This window comes from Vibrio sp. 10N.286.48.B8 (genome assembly GCF_003050085.1).
In the GTDB taxonomy this organism is placed as follows: domain Bacteria; phylum Pseudomonadota; class Gammaproteobacteria; order Enterobacterales; family Vibrionaceae; genus Vibrio; species Vibrio crassostreae.
The window spans coordinates 132,235-147,970 of the sequence record NZ_PIGD01000009.1; the positions used below are offsets into that span (position 1 = coordinate 132,235).

A 15,736-nucleotide genomic window follows, 5' to 3' on the forward strand; every position below is an offset into this window, starting at 1 on the left:
CGCTTCATTTGAAGAAATGACGACCGCCTCGAACAAAGAGGTCAAACCACTTGCAAATAATCCTTTAAATAACAACTTACTAGCTGTTCTTTGTCCCTAAAACTAAAAAGAGCTTTCAGCATATACACTGAAAGCTCTCGAAATTATGACCAACATCAATTCTAACCCTAATTGGCTAGCTAAATATATTGTCGCCCATTTGGTCGATGAACATCTGCGATTTTTTAAGCATCAATTCATCGGCATCTTGTTTGTTTGAAACAACGTCTGAACGAATAAAACGGTGAGTTTTAATTTCACCATCGAATTCTTTCTCAATTCGCCCAGCAACACGGTATTGACCAGATTCTGCAATGGCATCTTGATAGATATTGAAACCCTTATATTCGACTGGCTCAATCTCTACTTTTTGTTCGGTTTTTTCTTTGCCACCAAATAATCTAGAAAAGAATCCCACGTTTTTTACTCCTTAAATGACCGTATTAACCCTAAACTATCATGACTGTTTACGGTTCAACAACGGCTTTTCATACCATTGTAATTCTACGTCATCATCAAAATTGTGTTGACTAAATATAACGGGCACATTGTCGTCACGTTCGCGTCTTCGGTCGTCAATAATCATACTTTCTGCATTTTTGACCGCGATCTCACTATTGCGCTTATAGAGCACCAATTTGTCTTCTGGCAATGCTGACAGAAAATCGATATCAAAACGAATATAGATGGGTTTGAGTTGACCCAAAGCCAAACACGCGAGATCCGCCAACTGTTCATTGGTATAACTAGACACATATTCCTCGGTAGACAATACATGACCCACCAGAGTTTCCATATAGTTATGAACATCAACACTAATTTGCATACCACACCTCCATTTGTAGCTATCACAACAGATCGTGTCCTAGCCTAATTTGGCAACGATCTACATATTGTTACCTTACTATACCCTACTCATTACTACAGATTTACTAACTGCATGTTAAGTAACTATAACGACTAATTAATTTCTCATATATACTATGTAGTTCGCTCTATGGTTAATAGCAACTCAAATACATATAAAAAGAGTTGCACCAATAGCGACCTATGACTATGTTTTTGCTCTGATTTACGCAAAAAGCTTGGCAATCGCTTGTTTAACCGTATCCTACGTATAAAATTAAATTACAAGATCATCAGTACACTTAGGCTCACCACATAAATGGCATCTTCTTTTGTAACGTCGAGCATGTTTCGATTTTGCTTTCCCTTACTTCTATTAGCAATGTTACTCGTAGGTATGAACAACGTCATTCTCGTGACCGATTCAAACTTAGGGTTTGCTAGCAACCTTCCGTATATTTTATTGAGCGTTGCCGTTTTGCTGTGTCACACATTCAGGCAAGGTCGTATGGCTATGGTGTCTCTTACCATGCTCGTTGCCTATTTTATCATCCAAGTCCGCTTACAAACCCCATTAAACACTGGAACCACATTATTGGAGCTGTCTCTTCTGGCCGCTTTAGTGCCGGTTACTTGCTTATTGGTATATGCCTTCCCCGATAACGGGGTTAACTCAAAGTCCATGTTCCTTTACGCCTTGGTTGTGGTGCTATTCATGGTTTGGGCGCAACTGATTGTGTCTCACTTCCATGCCGGAGGTTTTGAATCATGGAGTGAAGGGGTTCTATTTACCGTTAGAGACTTTTCTAAACTGCCTTTTATTCTGGTGCTCTATAGCCTTTGTTTACTGGGCCTAACGTCGATTTTGGTTTTAGTCTATAACCGCTCTATCGACGTCGTTGTTTACAGCGCGATTTTGTTGTCTTCGAGTACCTTCATATTCTTTGATATCCAATACATCTCAAGCACCATGTTCTCTTTGTCAGGCATATTGATTATCGTCTATGTAATGTCTGCTAGCCATGATATGGCCTTTAATGACCAACTGACTAACATCCCAGGTAGACATGCATTAGAAGTCGATATGAAGCACCTAGGGCGTAGATATTCGATGGCAATGGTCGATATCGATCACTTCAAGAAATTCAACGATACCTACGGACATGATATTGGCGACGATGTGTTAAAACTGGTGGCTCGTATTCTGAGAGAAACGACCGGTGGCGCGAAAGCTTATCGTTATGGTGGCGAAGAGTTCACGATCATTTTTAAAGGCAAATACTCGGAACAGGTTAAAGAGCACCTTCAAGCTCTGATTTCCGAGATTCAGAACTACGACATGACGATTCGGAATAGCCACGAACGCCCTGACGATCATGAAGTGGGGATTAAAAAGCGGGGTAAGAATGGCAAACCATCGGAAGTGGTGAACGTGACGGTGAGTATTGGGCTGTCTGACAGTACCACCACCAGACATCCTGAAGAAGTGCTGAAGCTTGCTGATAAGGCTCTCTACAAAGCGAAAGAAACCGGTCGAAACAAGCTGTGTGTTGATAGTTAAACGTAAGTCTCGGTAACTAGATTAGAGGGAGCTTAATCTTGGTTGAAGAAGATAACCAAGCTCCCGCCTTTTAAGCTACTTCCGTAGTTAATCGTAAAACCTATTCCCACGTTATCGACCCATTCATTAAACAGGTTTGGGTTAAGCAACCACCCTACACTGCCCTCGTAATATGACGTTGTCCCCATAGGTGCTACAGTATCGCCCCCAATATCAATTCGTCTGATACTGGAGTACATCGATGTGATGTTTTTGTCCCAACGTACTAAATCATAAAAGATCTTTGCTTCATTGGCGATATACCAACCTTCTGGGTGGCCAATGTTACCGTTATTGGCTTCCCCCCAACCCACACCATTAAAATAATGCCAACTGGTACTGAGTTTGTATTTACCCCAGTTATTCTTGTCTTCATAGATCAATTTAATCTTGGGCTCTATGATGTAAGCCCAAGCGTCAGTATTGAGATACAACCCATCAAGCTGTTCGGCAACAGGTTTAAGTATGTTCGCACGATACTCAAAATCATTCCGATAGTAAGAGATATGGTTACCAATCGCTGAATGAAAACTCCAGTACTCATCCAACTGAGACACGTTTGCAAACTCAACATAGCCAGATATCACAGTCTCTTTCTGAAAATCAGACACAGTTTCTGATGCGTATTGAACGTCTTTCTCAGTGCGTAATGCTGATAAGCGCAGCGTCACCTCTTGATGGTTATCTTCGATATAAGCTGGTAGCTCAAATGTATAAGGGAGGCTAAGTGAGGTTATGTTTTTCCGACGACTTACGGAATCATTCGAACCAATGTCTTCGTTGTCTAAACGAAACACTTTATTAGGGTCAAAGTTGTTGATACCAAAGGTAAAAACATCAGTGTCGTTAAGAAGTACACTGGTTGCAAAGTTCTGCTCTATATCCTTACGGACAAGATCAGACAACTGGTTCGCTTGAACATTGGTAGGAACCGCAAAGTAGAATACAGGGACAATCAGTGTCCAACATGTATTAGCCATAGAAAATGACTTTGAATATGGCATTTCTCTTATCACTTAAAGTACTTCCAAGCTCAAACGCTAATAGAAGTATAAATTCAAATATCCGGAAGAGCTCGCCAACTAGCCTGCAAGCTCCAAAATACTGCGCTGTACAAAGGTATTTCTACCACTTTGCTTCGCTTGATAAAGCGCTTGATCAACCTTTTCGTAAATAGAGGCGATAGATTCACCCCCTTCTGGTGCAAATGACAACACACCTTGTGACACTGTCACCCTATCAGAAACCGTTGAATAATCGTGGACGTAATTCATTTCATGTAGCGCTTCTTTTATGCGTGTCGCCTGTTGCATAGCAGCATCACTATCCGTATCACTTAAGATAAGAACAAACTCTTCACCGCCATAACGGCCGACAAACTCTCCTGCTCGAACAAAAAGCAGCTTCAAGGTATTAGCAAGCTCTTGCAAGCACTTATCCCCTTGAATATGGCCGTAATTATCGTTGTAAGGCTTAAAGAAGTCTACATCTAGCAATATAACTGTCATGGGTATATTACGCCTTCCATGCCACGCTATGCTCTCTTCAAGCTTAGTGTCCATATATCGACGGTTGTACAATTTGGTCAAGCCATCTTCATTGGCTTGTTGCTGCAAGAGGATATTCAGTTCTTCGAGCTTGGCGGTACTCTGTTTTAACTCTCGTCTCATATGCGCGATACGCTGCATCGCAATCAGCTTAGAATTTAAAACCACCTTGTTTACAGGTTTTATCAGGTAATCATCACCACCAGCGTCAATCGCTTTCGCGATCATTTCAGGTTCTTCGTGGCCACTTAGAAAGATGATCGGAACCCATTCTGGAAATTGCCTACGAACCTCGTTAGCCACCTCAAAACCATCCATGTCTGGCATGCTAATATCAAGTAACACAAGTTCAGGATCAAAATCAGAATAGACGTTCAGGGCTTCTTTTCCGCTACCGACAGCTTCAACAATATGACCCAATTGCTTGAGTCGAATAGCAAGTTGCATCCTGTCTAGTTGAACATCATCAACCAGCAATATGCGCATCGAAGATCCCTTTTCTATCATCACATCACCTTTATCTAGTGTTGAATATTCAAAGTAGCTCAAATTTGGGCTTAAATCATGCCCTAATCTCTATATTATATTGACTTTTTTACAGATCTTTTTAGCATTGTTTCTTTTTAAAGAGAAATACTATGTCAGACGCTACAAACAACGAAGTACAAGAAATCGATTTAACCACTATCTCACCAGAGCTTCGCCAAGTTATCGAATTTGATGAAGTGCCTAAAGAGATGCACAACATGGTTACTTCTATTCATGAGGTGTCTGAAGAAGCAGTGCGTGAAACTTGGAGCAGCCTTCCAGCAAGCGCACAAAATGTTTTGGACAACTTTGAGCAATTCCACGCTCTAATATCTGTTAGCCAAGCTTTTGCTGGCGTAAACATGATGGAAGAGTTCCCTACTCTTAAACTTCCAGAAGGCATGTCTGATGAAGAAAAAGAAGAGTACCGAGCTCAACTACTTGACCAAATTTTACATAACTGTGTAAAAGATATGGCTAAGCAAATCAAGAAAGCGCGTCGCGATGCTATCTTGAAGCGTGATTTTAAAGAAGTCTTCATCCGATAAGCTATTCCTCAGACCTAACTTTAGGTTGAATGCTTAACGAAAACTTAATGATGAAGCCGTATGTTATTACAAACATGCGGCTTTTTTGTGCCTGATACTTTTTCTTATTATTGAGGTAATTAATATGCCTCAGCACACATACAGTGTGGCTCAAAACTGGCAGTTATACCGTATAAAAATGACGCATGTCTCCATTCATGGAATCAAGATCGAATTTTCAGAGCCTAGAAACTGCAACATCACGACAATATCGAAAAGGTGACCTTGACAGATTTAATGTGTTACCGCGATATCTCTTTGAGCGACACTTACACCTTTAATTTGCGCGTAAACACGCTGCCCAATTTCTAGATTCAACTCATCCAGAGCCCACAACGTAATCGTTGCCCATAAGTAACATCCAGACTCTAACTCTAGTTCGACAGCGACACTCTGCTTATTTGTGCCTTGTTGGTGCGTCTCTACGCTTTTAATAGTGACAGGAAGGATATTACGAATCGAAGTCCCTTTCGGCTGTTCTAGTGTGATAGAAACATCATTTGCCCTAACTTGCAGCCTTACTGCAGTACCAAGCTCACTCGACACTTTCTGAACCCATAATGACGTCGACTTTCCTAACATTAGGCGAGACAGCGCATAATCATCATTGTGTTCCGCTAATGTGGCTTCAAATAATGAGCTTTGCTCTGAGAAAGATTGCCACGGTTGCATAGCTCTCGATGCCCAAACCTCTTCTGTCACGCCCGATGAAATAACTTTACCTTGGTCAATGATCACAAGGTGATGTGCCAAGCGTAAAATCTCATTAAGGCTATGAGTGACATAGATGATCGGTATTTGGACAGTTTCAGATAAGTTTTCCAGAAACGGCATCACTTCACGCTTGCGGGGCAAGTCGAGAGACGCCAGAGGCTCATCCATCAACAAAATGCTGGGCTTTGATAACAATGCGCGGCCGATCGCCACACGTTGCTTTTCGCCGCCAGACAAACGAGCTGGATAACGGTCTAGCAATAAACCGAGAGATAACAAGGAGACAATCTGATCGAAATGCGTTTTATCAAAGTCTTTGATGCCATATTTAAGATTGCCTGACACCTTCATGTGCGGAAACAATCGCGACTCTTGAAACACATAGCCGACATTACGTTTGTGAGTCGGCAAGTTAATGCCCTTATAACTATCAAACAAGGTGGTTCCCGATACGCTGATCAAGCCCTTATCTGGCTGTTTAAGACCACTAATCGCATTGATAAGCGATGTTTTACCCGCGCCAGAACGACCAAAGATCGCAGTAATACCGGAACTTGGGAGTTCTAGGTCGATATCAAAGAAAGTTTCACCCAACTGTTGCTGGTATTGGAGGATCAAAGCACTCATGCATTGCCTCCTAGTCGCTGTGCCGACTTCTTATTGAGCCATTCAGAAAGCATCAATGAACCAAGCGCTATAACAATTGAAATGACACACAAACGTGCCGCTTCCATTTCCGCACCAGGGGTTTCAATAAAGGTATACATGGCCAATGGAATGGTTTGAGTTTCGCCGGGAATATTTGAAACGAAGCTGATCGTCGCACCAAACTCACCTAGGCTTCTTGCGAATGAAAGCATGGTGCCGGTAATGATCCCAGGGGTCATCAAGGGCAAAGTGATCGTAAAAAACACGCGAACAGGTGAAGCCCCCAGTGTGGCAGCGGCCTCTTCAAGCTTACTGTCTACAGTTTCTAGGCTCAACCTGATAGAACGAACCATCAACGGCAACGCCACAACCACGCAAGCAAGTGCCGCGCCCTTCCAGCTAAAGCTGAATACAATACCAAACACGTCATTGAGCCACGAGCCTATGATGCCTTGCCTACCCATCATCACTAACAGTAAATATCCGATGACCACAGGTGGAAGTACCAGAGGTAAATGGACAATGCTCTCTACAATGCTTTTGCCTACAAATTGTTTCTTAGCAAGTAGCCACGCCAAACCAATGCCGATAGGAATAAGCCATAAGATGGCAAACCCAGCGACTTTCAAGCTCAGCATTAAGGCTTGGTATTCGTATTCCGATAAGTAACTCATTTAACGCACTTCAAATCCAAAACTGTTCAAGGTGTCTTTCGCTTTTTCGCTCTTTAGGAAAGTATAGAACTCTTCTGCAACGACTTTATCGTTCAATTTCGCTACAGGGTAACGTATTGGTGTGTGCAGATCAGATGGGAACGTCAACACTAGATTTACTTCTTTTGAAAGCAATGCGTCCGTCTTGTAGACAATCCCAAGCTTAGCTTCACTACGCTCTACTAAGGCTAAGGCCATACGAACATTGTTACTTGGTGCCAATCGAGTCTTCACATCGTCCCATACACCTAACGTTTCTAACGCTTCTTTCGCATAGATACCAGCAGGAACCGATATGGTGTTGCCCACTGCAAGCCTCTCATTAGTAAGCAGTTTAGCCCATTGATTACCTTTTGATAGGTCTAATGTTACCGATGTCTCTTTAGGGGAAATCAGCACAAGTTCGTTCTCACACAGATTGGTGACATTGTCACTAGAAACGTATTTTCGGTCGACTAAATGCGCCATCCATTTCTCATTTGCCGAGATGAAGATGTCTGCTGGCGCTCCTCTTTCAATTTGTCGCACCAAAGAAGATGTGCTCGCATACACAGGAATCACATCGACAGAATGATCTTTCTCAAACTCTTCAACCAACAGATTAACAGCATTGGTCATTGATGATGCAGCATAAACTCGCAGCTTTTCAGCAGCCAAAAGATGAGTGGAAGTCAGTGCCGAAGTTAAGGCCATGGCTAAAAGGATGACTCGCTTTTTCATTGTTATCACTTATCTATGTTCGTTTCAGTTCTGGCCAAAGCAGGTCAAGATCTAAGTACTCTTCGATGGCATCCGCGATTCGATTAATACCCAGCTTTTTAAGCTGTTCATGGTCAATCGCTGTTACATCGTTGGCTCCTGCCCATTCGCAAATAAGCGACAACGCATCACTGTTATCGAATACGCCATGCAGGTAAGTACCAAAAATCGAGTTGTCTTGATTTACAGCGCCATCAAGGTTGCCTGATTCTAACTGAACAGGTAAAGCCGTTTCATTGACATCAGTCCTACCTACGTGAATTTCGTAACCTTTTACTGGTGCTGTTTTACCATCAAGCGTCATGGTGCCGCGTACATTTGTTAAAGTTTTCTGCTGTGTAAGAGTCGTTTCAGTATCCAAATACCCTAACCCTTCACTGCTGCCGGGCGTACCTTCAACGCCATCAGGATCGTGGATGATGTTACCTAACATTTGATAGCCGCCGCAGATCCCCATCACTTTGCCACCTAAGCGCAAGTGACGTTGAATATCTTTATCCCAGCCTTGTTGTTTTAGGTAATCCAAATCTGCTCTTACAGATTTTGTACCCGGCAAGATAATCAAATCTGCATTGTTTACACGTTCGCCTTTACCGACATAACGTAAATCAATTGAAGGATTCAGTCTTAGCGCATCAAAGTCCGTGTGATTGCTGATTCTGGTTAACACCGGAACCACGACCTTAAGCTTAGCTTCTCCGTCAGACTCTTGAGCAGAGGTAATCGCATCTTCAGCTTCTAAGTTAAAACCATGAAGATACGGCAAGACACCAATCACTGGTTTACCAGTTTTTTCCTCTAGCCAATCTAGGCCAGATTGAAGAAGTGCGATATCGCCTCTAAAGCGGTTTATCACAAAACCTTTTACGCGAGCTTGTTCAGTTTCAGATAACAGAGCCAATGTGCCGTAGAGGTGCGCAAAAACGCCACCACGGTCAATATCAGCAACGATGATCACTGGGATATCCGCTTTTTCAGCAAATCCCATGTTAGCGATATCATTTTCACGGAGATTGATTTCAGCTGGGCTACCCGCACCTTCAATCATTACACTTTCGTATTCTTCAGAAAGTCGATCAAACGAATCGACAACCGTATCCATCGCAACTTTCTTGTAATCATGATAACCCGTCGCTTCCATGTTACTCAGCGCTCGGCCTTGCAGAATCACTTGTGCGCCGGTATCTGAATTAGGTTTTAGTAGTACAGGATTCATGTGAACGGTTGGCTCAATATTACAAGCTTGCGCTTGAACCGCTTGAGCGCGACCAATTTCACCACCATCTTTTGTCACAGCACTGTTTAACGCCATATTCTGTGGCTTGAATGGTGCCACTTTGATTCCTTTCCTTGCCAAGACACGGCATAAACCTGCCACCAATACACTTTTTCCGGCATCTGACGTGGTTCCTTGAACCATAAGGGCGCTTAATGGTGCTCGCATTTGTACTTAAATCCTTAATTTCTCAATTTGTAGCTGAAGGCAATATTTCTCTACCTCCATCTTAACGTCATTGCTAAGCAGATGCTCAATAAAATGAATGGAAAATGAATGTGTTACTCACTCTGGATTCAACCCCAGTGTTGTTTAATAGCTACATCGAAACGAAGCTTGTGAACGATAACAGGCGCTTCAACAAAAAACGTACTAACGAAAAGAAACGTTTCAAATTGAGAAAACGTTTCTACTAAAAACAACATTAAGGAATTCACCATGAAAAAAACTGTATTAGCTATCGCATCTACTATTATCCTTGCCCCAACTTTCGCAATGGCTAGTGACCACAGCAACAATAACAAGCACGAAAGCGCTATTGCTTACACTGGACCAATTGAAACCGTTTCTGTTGCGACACTGCTTGCCGATACAAGCATGTTCGCAGAGCAAGAAGCAATTGTGGATGGCAAGATTGTTCGTCAACTAAAGAATGACACGTTTGTATTCTCTGACGGCCAGAGTGAAATTCAAATAGAACTGGATGACGACATCCGCCTAGCACAACCGCTAACCGCTGATACAAAAGTTCGTATCTTTGGTGAATACGAAGGCGGAAAAACTCCGGAAATCGAAGTAGATCATATCCAAGTTCTATAAGCGATAATTATAAAACATACTGACTTCAAACAATTGGCCTGCATATTGCAGGCTTTTTTGTATTATACTGCCGAAAATACAATTTATATGGAGTCACCATGCTAGGTTGCACGAATAAGACTGTCCTCTTAGGACTCGCTGCACTGTGTTCATTCTCTGCGTCTGCAAACAACTTTAACTACAACACATTCGAGCTGCGCATGGGTACTAGCCCAAGTACTTTCGGCGGTGAAGTAACAACAATGTTCACTCAGAACTCTCACTTTGTTGCTCGTATCGATTCAGAGTTTGAAAGTGATTGGGATGCAGCGGTAGGTATGGGATTCAACGGCCCAATCAGTCAATTTGCTGACGTTACTGGTCAAATGTTACTGCACAACATCGAACGTAATGACGACAACCACATCAAAACAGAAATCAACCTTGGCTTGAGAGCTTGGTTAATGGCAAACGTTGAAGTTAACGCGCGCCTTGGTCAACTGATCGACAACGATGACACTCGTTCTATTGTTGGTATCGGTGCTCGTTTCCATTCTACTGATCAACTGTCTGTTGGCCTTGATATGCGTAATAACGGCACATACGGCCACCAAATCTTAATGTCTGCTCGATTCGGTTTCTAATCTAAGTTTGGTTAATGAGTAATAAATAGCGATATGAATTAAATACAAAAGCGCCGAACACATTAATGTTCGGCGCTTTTTTGTTTATGAGTTTCGCTGGCTTCTAGCCGTTCACGCCCTAAGCCAGCGACTTGCTTTATAAATTAACCATCAGCATCTTTTTCTGGTGATCTAGGTATTCTTCGTAAGTACCTTGGAAGCTCACTAGCTGTTGGTCTTTCACATCGATGATGTGTGTTGCTAGTGAAGAAACGAACTCGCGGTCATGGCTTACGAAGATAAGTGTGCCAGTGTAAACCTTAAGTGCATCGTTCAGGGCTTGGATTGCTTCCATATCCATGTGGTTGGTTGGTTCGTCCATTACCAGCACGTTGATGTCTTGCATCATTAGCTTGCCGAATAACAGACGGTTCTTTTCACCACCAGAACAGTTACGCGCTTTCTTGTTCGCATCGTCAGCAGTGAACAATAGACGACCTAGAATACCACGTACCATTAGATCATCGTGCTTCACTGTTCGCCATTGTGAGATCCAATCAAAGATGCTCAGGTCGTTATCAAAATCCTTAGTGCTATCTTGTGGGCAATAACCTACCGATGCATTTTCAGACCATTTTACGATGCCTTCGTTTTGCTCTAGCTCTTGAACTAAGCAACGTAGAAGTGTGGTTTTACCTACGCCGTTCTCACCGATTACGGCAAGACGTGTACCCGCTTCAAGTAGCAAGTTACCACCAGCAAACAATGTTTCGCCATCGAAGCCGTGACCAAGGTCTTGAAGTTCAAGCGCTTGACGGTGCAGTTTCTTGCCTTCACCAAAATCAATTGATGGGCTCATACGGCTCGATGATTTCACTTCATCAAGCGTGATCTTGTCCATTTTCTTAGCACGAGAACTTGCTTGTTTCGCTTTCGATGCGTTCGCACCAAAACGGTTTACGAAGTCTTGAAGCTCACTGATTTCAGCCGCTTTCTTAGCGTTGCTTGCTAGAAGCTGCTCTCGAATCAAACCAGACGCTTCTAGGAAGTACTCGTAGTTACCAGGGTAAACGCGTAGCTCACCGTAGTCGATATCAGCCATGTGCGTACATACAGAGTTCAGGAAGTGTCTATCGTGCGAAATGATGATCATTGTACATTTACGCTGGTTTAGCTCTTCAGCAAGCCAGTTGATCGTATGAATGTCCAAGTTGTTGGTTGGTTCATCAAGTAGCAAGATATCTGGGTTTGCAAATAGCGCTTGTGCCAATAGCACACGCAGTTTCCAACCTGGAGCAACTTGCTGCATCAGACCGAAATGGAACTCTTCTTCGATACCGGCTTGGATTAGGATATCGCCAGCACGGCTTTCTGCTGTGTAGCCATCCATTTCCGCGAATTCGCTTTCAAGTTCTGCAACTTTCATACCATCGTCTTCGCTCATTTCTGGCAAAGAGTAAATGCGGTCGCGTTCTTGTTTTACTTCCCACAGTTTTCTGTCGCCCATAATTACAACGTCAATAACGCTGTATTGTTCGAAAGCGAACTGATCTTGGCTAAGCACACCCAGTTTTTCTCCTGGAGTGATAGAAACGTTGCCCGAACTTGGCGTTAATGCGCCACTTAGGATTTTCATGAACGTTGATTTGCCGCAACCATTGGCGCCGATCAAACCATAACGGTTGCCGTTACCAAATTTAGCAGAGATGTTTTCAAACAGCGGCTCTGCGCCAAATTGCATTGTGATGTTCGCGGTAGATATCAAAGAACTAATTCCTAAGCGTGTACTGACAGATAATTATTAGGCTATTTCAAGAACCTAAATAAGAAGTACGAAAGTATGGATTAAACAAAAATCGAAGCGCGGATTATATAGAGATCTCGATCACGTTGTCGAGGTTAAACAGTAAACGAATAGTAAACATAGACCATTTAGATGCTTTTCATACGTTATTGGGGTGTAAATAGAAAAATCCCCACCAGCAGAACCGGCAGGGATTTCATTTATCAACACTAAAAGTCTTTTAAGCTCGTCACTTTTGAAACTATAGCTCTTCCAAACGAAAAGCTTTGATGACTAGCAGAACTGTTATTTAGTTATTTTCTTTTGAACGTATTTTTGGCTTACATCTACTACCGCAACATCTCTAAAGAAGCTTCTACCCAACAGAAGTGGGAATGAAAGATGCGTTCGGTCCGCTAGAGTAAACTCAGTTTTGTCTTTCAGGTCACCGATTTGAATTGAAGCGACAACCACAGCACGTCGTTGTGTGCCTTCCGCGCTCGACTGCTTGATCTTAACCCAACGCTCTACCGGTAAGCTGATCTCTTCCGTAGTGATGCCGTCATGTTCGATTTTGAACTTAACCCAGTCTTTTCCGTCACGTTCAAAATCAACAATATCAACCGCACTGATTGAAGAGGTTGTTGCGCCTGTATCGACACGTGCTTTAAACGCTTCTTTCAAACCTGGTACAAACACCCACTCTTCTTCACCAAGAATCAGTTTGCCATCGCTTGTTTTAGTCGGCTTTGGAGCTGGCTTTTCTTCAGGCTTTGGTTTCACTTCTGGTTCAGTTGGTTTTACTTCTTCAGGCTTCTCTGTAGGTTCCGTTACTTTCTCGCCTTCAGTTGCGTCAGTCTTTGAAGAGTCATCCACAACAGGTTGTTCTACTTGAGGCTTTTGCTCTGGCTCGACAGGAGCTTGAGTCGTCGTCGAACAAGCAAACAGGCCACCACTTAGCATTAAAACTACAATCGCTTTCCAGTTATACATTCAGTCACCTTCTATTTTGAAACGTTGGCTATCGCTTTAGCTACATAAGGAATATGAGATTCGGAAAGGCCTGCAATATTGATGCGTCCATCACCAACACCATAGACTCCATACTCTTCACGTAATTGATTCATTTGAGTTTCTTTAAAGCCTAGTACACTAAACATGCCTTTATGGCTTTCAATGAAATCAAATTGTGACGTGTTATAAGTATTTCGCAATTCATCACATAAACTTTGGCGCAGATTTAACAAACGTTGCTGCATTTCACTCAATTCTTGCTTCCAAATCGATGTTAGCTCTTGATTCTGAAGAATTGTTTTAACCAAAGCGGCACCATGATCTGGCGGCATTGTATAAGTTGAACGAGCAAGCGTAAGAAGCTTACCTTTAGCATTACCAACGTGTTCGCTGTTCTTGCCAATCACGATAGCGGCACCCGTTCTTTCACGGTATAAACCGAAGTTCTTCGAGCAAGATGTCGTAATCAACATCTCTTCGATGTTGTTAGCCATGTGTTGAAGACCTTTAGCATCTTCTTCTAGGCCATCACCAAAACCTTGGTAGGCAATATCAACGAACGGTAAGAAACCATTCTTCTGAGATAATTTGGTGATTTCCTGCCACGCTTCAAAGTCGATATCTGCACCCGTTGGGTTATGGCAGCAACCGTGCAGTAGTACCACGTCTGATGGACCCGCTTTCGAAAGGTCATCCAACATTCTTGCAGTATCAACTTGCTTCGTTTCAGGACTGAAGTAATTGTAGTATCGAACTTTTAAGCCTGCCGCTTCCATCACCGGTTTGTGGTTAACGTAGCTTGGGTTTGAAATCCAAACTGTGGTGTCTGGTTGAGAAACTTTCATTAAGTCACCCAACATGCGAAGTGCACCACTTGCACCAGGTGTTTGAATCGCAGCAACGCGATCCATTGCAGAAGTCCCTTTAAGCAGCAGATCAACCATGCTCTGGTTAAACTCTTCACAGCCTGCTAGGCCAACGTAAGCTTTGGTTTTCTGCGTATCAACAACGATATCTTGAGCCATAGAAACGGCTTTCATGATCGGTGTTTCGCCTTGGTCGTTTTTGTAAACGCCAATGCCTAAGTCGACTTTATCAGTACGAGTATCGCCGCGGTAAGCAACAGAAAGAGATAGAATTGGATCTAAAGTTGGTTTTGGTAGATGTGAAAACATGAAAGTCACAACCCTTTGAAATTCAAGTAATGAGTTTCACGTTAACATTATCGTAGACAAATCAGAAACATTTTTTAATAGAAGCGCTTAGTTACCATAAGTAATCAGAGATTGGTCATTTCAAACGGATAAATAGTGCAAATTTCATACACCTAATGACCTATTTAACAATTTAAAGCGCTTTATTTCTATGTGTCTTATGTTCCCATGTGCCCTATTAAGCACTTTGTTTGAATTGCCTTGGTGTCATTCCCGACCACGCCTTAAATCGAGTACTAAAGTTAGCCGCATTCGGGTAACCCACGATCTCGCCAATGTGTTGAATCGACCAATCACTCGATTTCAACAAACGTGCTGCGTATTCCATTCTCATGCGCATGATATGAGTCATTGGGCTGTGTGAGTAATAGCGCTGGCACAAGCGATGGAAATGCGGCTCTGAACACGGGAATAGGTTTGCCAGCTCATGTACATTCCACTCTTTATGCAGCTGCTTTTGTACGTTATCGAACACTCTTCTTAATCGAATCAAATTTCTAGATTGCTGCTGCGGGACTGGCGCGTTAATCATGAATTCGATTTGGGCTACGCTGTGAATGGCAATCGCTCCACCGAGATCAATGGGCAACGCGATGCTTCTTAACAAGGTATGAATGCAAGACGAGACAACTTCTGCTGCCGGAGAGAGCATATAACTCACCTCATCATTGACGACATTTTCCCAGTGCTTATCAGGCGATAGAAAGATCCAAGCTATCTGCCATGTCTCTTCTTCAATCCCAAAGCCGTTCTCAACGCCTGCAGGCACAGTAATACACGACCCCGGCTCTAGAATGTATCGACACCCTTCGCTTTCGAGCCACCCTTTGCCTCTTACGGTATACAACAACATGTGTTTTTGTTGGTTCTTTCGATAAACAGAAAAGAAATCACGACACGATGCTGTCCCACATTGAACAATACCCAGTTCTTCGAATGCCAATACATGGCTTTGATCGACAAACTCTTGATGGGTCTTTTCAGAGATCTCGTACCGTTCTTGTTTCTCGCTCATACCATTGCTAGCTCGTTCATGTTGCCGAACTA

Annotated in this window: 16 protein-coding genes; 4 read left to right on the plus strand and 12 right to left on the minus strand. The window is 42.8% G+C overall.

Annotation, left to right across the window (positions count from 1 at the left end):
* Nucleotides 1–175: 175 nt before the first annotated feature.
* A complete protein-coding gene (locus CWO08_RS12545; RefSeq protein ID WP_004731023.1) occupies nt 176–457 on the minus strand; it encodes an HlyU family transcriptional regulator in 282 nt (93 codons plus the stop codon).
* A 39-nt stretch (nt 458–496) separates the two neighbouring features.
* Nucleotides 497–865, minus strand: a complete 369-nt coding sequence (locus CWO08_RS12550) for a late competence development ComFB family protein (RefSeq protein WP_048660158.1) — start codon at nt 863–865, stop codon at nt 497–499.
* A gap of 339 nt (nt 866–1,204) precedes the next feature.
* On the opposite strand from CWO08_RS12550, the gene CWO08_RS12555 reads away from it, so the two are divergent.
* Nucleotides 1,205–2,446, plus strand: coding sequence for a GGDEF domain-containing protein (locus CWO08_RS12555; protein WP_108020559.1), 1,242 nt, complete (start codon nt 1,205–1,207; stop codon nt 2,444–2,446).
* A 32-nt stretch (nt 2,447–2,478) separates the two neighbouring features.
* On the opposite strand, the gene CWO08_RS12560 is transcribed toward CWO08_RS12555, so the two are convergent.
* Both CWO08_RS12560 and CWO08_RS12565 read right to left on the minus strand, forming a co-directional pair.
* Nucleotides 2,479–3,489, minus strand: coding sequence for a Solitary outer membrane autotransporter beta-barrel domain (locus CWO08_RS12560; protein ID WP_102433177.1), 1,011 nt, complete (start codon nt 3,487–3,489; stop codon nt 2,479–2,481).
* A 78-nt stretch (nt 3,490–3,567) separates the two neighbouring features.
* Nucleotides 3,568–4,518 (minus strand): diguanylate cyclase, encoded by a 951-nt coding sequence (locus tag CWO08_RS12565; protein WP_108020560.1) that lies wholly within the window; start codon nt 4,516–4,518, stop codon nt 3,568–3,570.
* Nucleotides 4,519–4,670: 152 nt separating this feature from the next.
* On the opposite strand from CWO08_RS12565, the gene CWO08_RS12570 reads away from it, so the two are divergent.
* Nucleotides 4,671–5,108 (plus strand): DUF3069 domain-containing protein, encoded by a 438-nt coding sequence (locus CWO08_RS12570; RefSeq protein WP_004731036.1) that lies wholly within the window; start codon nt 4,671–4,673, stop codon nt 5,106–5,108.
* A 273-nt stretch (nt 5,109–5,381) separates the two neighbouring features.
* On the opposite strand, the gene modC is transcribed toward CWO08_RS12570, so the two are convergent.
* Genes modC through CWO08_RS12590 form a run of 4 tightly spaced genes read right to left on the minus strand, consistent with a single transcriptional unit; the run spans nt 5,382 to nt 9,425 of the window.
* Nucleotides 5,382–6,488, minus strand: coding sequence for a molybdenum ABC transporter ATP-binding protein ModC (gene modC / locus CWO08_RS12575; protein ID WP_102433175.1), 1,107 nt, complete (start codon nt 6,486–6,488; stop codon nt 5,382–5,384).
* Entirely contained in the window at nt 6,485–7,183 is a 699-nt protein-coding gene (modB, locus tag CWO08_RS12580) for a molybdate ABC transporter permease subunit (RefSeq protein ID WP_108020561.1), read from the minus strand. Before modB ends, modC begins: the two co-directional genes overlap by 4 nt.
* A complete protein-coding gene (gene modA / locus CWO08_RS12585; RefSeq protein WP_108020562.1) occupies nt 7,184–7,942 on the minus strand; it encodes a molybdate ABC transporter substrate-binding protein in 759 nt (252 codons plus the stop codon). It abuts the gene before it with no gap.
* Nucleotides 7,943–7,955: 13 nt separating this feature from the next.
* Nucleotides 7,956–9,425: a cobyric acid synthase gene (locus CWO08_RS12590; RefSeq protein ID WP_108020563.1), complete on the minus strand. Its 1,470-nt coding sequence runs from the start codon at nt 9,423–9,425 to the stop codon at nt 7,956–7,958.
* A gap of 270 nt (nt 9,426–9,695) precedes the next feature.
* Between CWO08_RS12590 and CWO08_RS12595 the strand changes: the two genes are divergently transcribed.
* Complete coding sequence (locus CWO08_RS12595) at nt 9,696–10,076, plus strand: YgiW/YdeI family stress tolerance OB fold protein (RefSeq protein ID WP_102433172.1); 381 nt, start codon at nt 9,696–9,698, stop codon at nt 10,074–10,076.
* 98 nt (nt 10,077–10,174) lie between these two features.
* A complete protein-coding gene (locus CWO08_RS12600; protein WP_048608275.1) occupies nt 10,175–10,699 on the plus strand; it encodes a hypothetical protein in 525 nt (174 codons plus the stop codon).
* A gap of 136 nt (nt 10,700–10,835) precedes the next feature.
* Here the strand turns inward: CWO08_RS12600 and CWO08_RS12605 are convergent, their stop codons facing one another.
* The 4 genes from CWO08_RS12605 to CWO08_RS12620 form a co-directional block, all read right to left on the minus strand.
* Nucleotides 10,836–12,443: an ABC-F family ATPase gene (locus CWO08_RS12605; RefSeq protein ID WP_081090187.1), complete on the minus strand. Its 1,608-nt coding sequence runs from the start codon at nt 12,441–12,443 to the stop codon at nt 10,836–10,838.
* Between the two features lie 324 nt (nt 12,444–12,767).
* Entirely contained in the window at nt 12,768–13,454 is a 687-nt protein-coding gene (locus CWO08_RS12610; RefSeq protein ID WP_057622204.1) for a RimK/LysX family protein, read from the minus strand.
* 11 nt (nt 13,455–13,465) lie between these two features.
* Nucleotides 13,466–14,650, minus strand: a complete 1,185-nt coding sequence (locus CWO08_RS12615; protein ID WP_057622203.1) for an amino acid aminotransferase — start codon at nt 14,648–14,650, stop codon at nt 13,466–13,468.
* A 217-nt stretch (nt 14,651–14,867) separates the two neighbouring features.
* On the minus strand, nt 14,868–15,704 hold the full coding sequence (locus CWO08_RS12620) for an AraC family transcriptional regulator (RefSeq protein WP_107899122.1): 837 nt from the start codon (nt 15,702–15,704) through the stop codon (nt 14,868–14,870).
* Nucleotides 15,705–15,736: the final 32 nt, after the last annotated feature.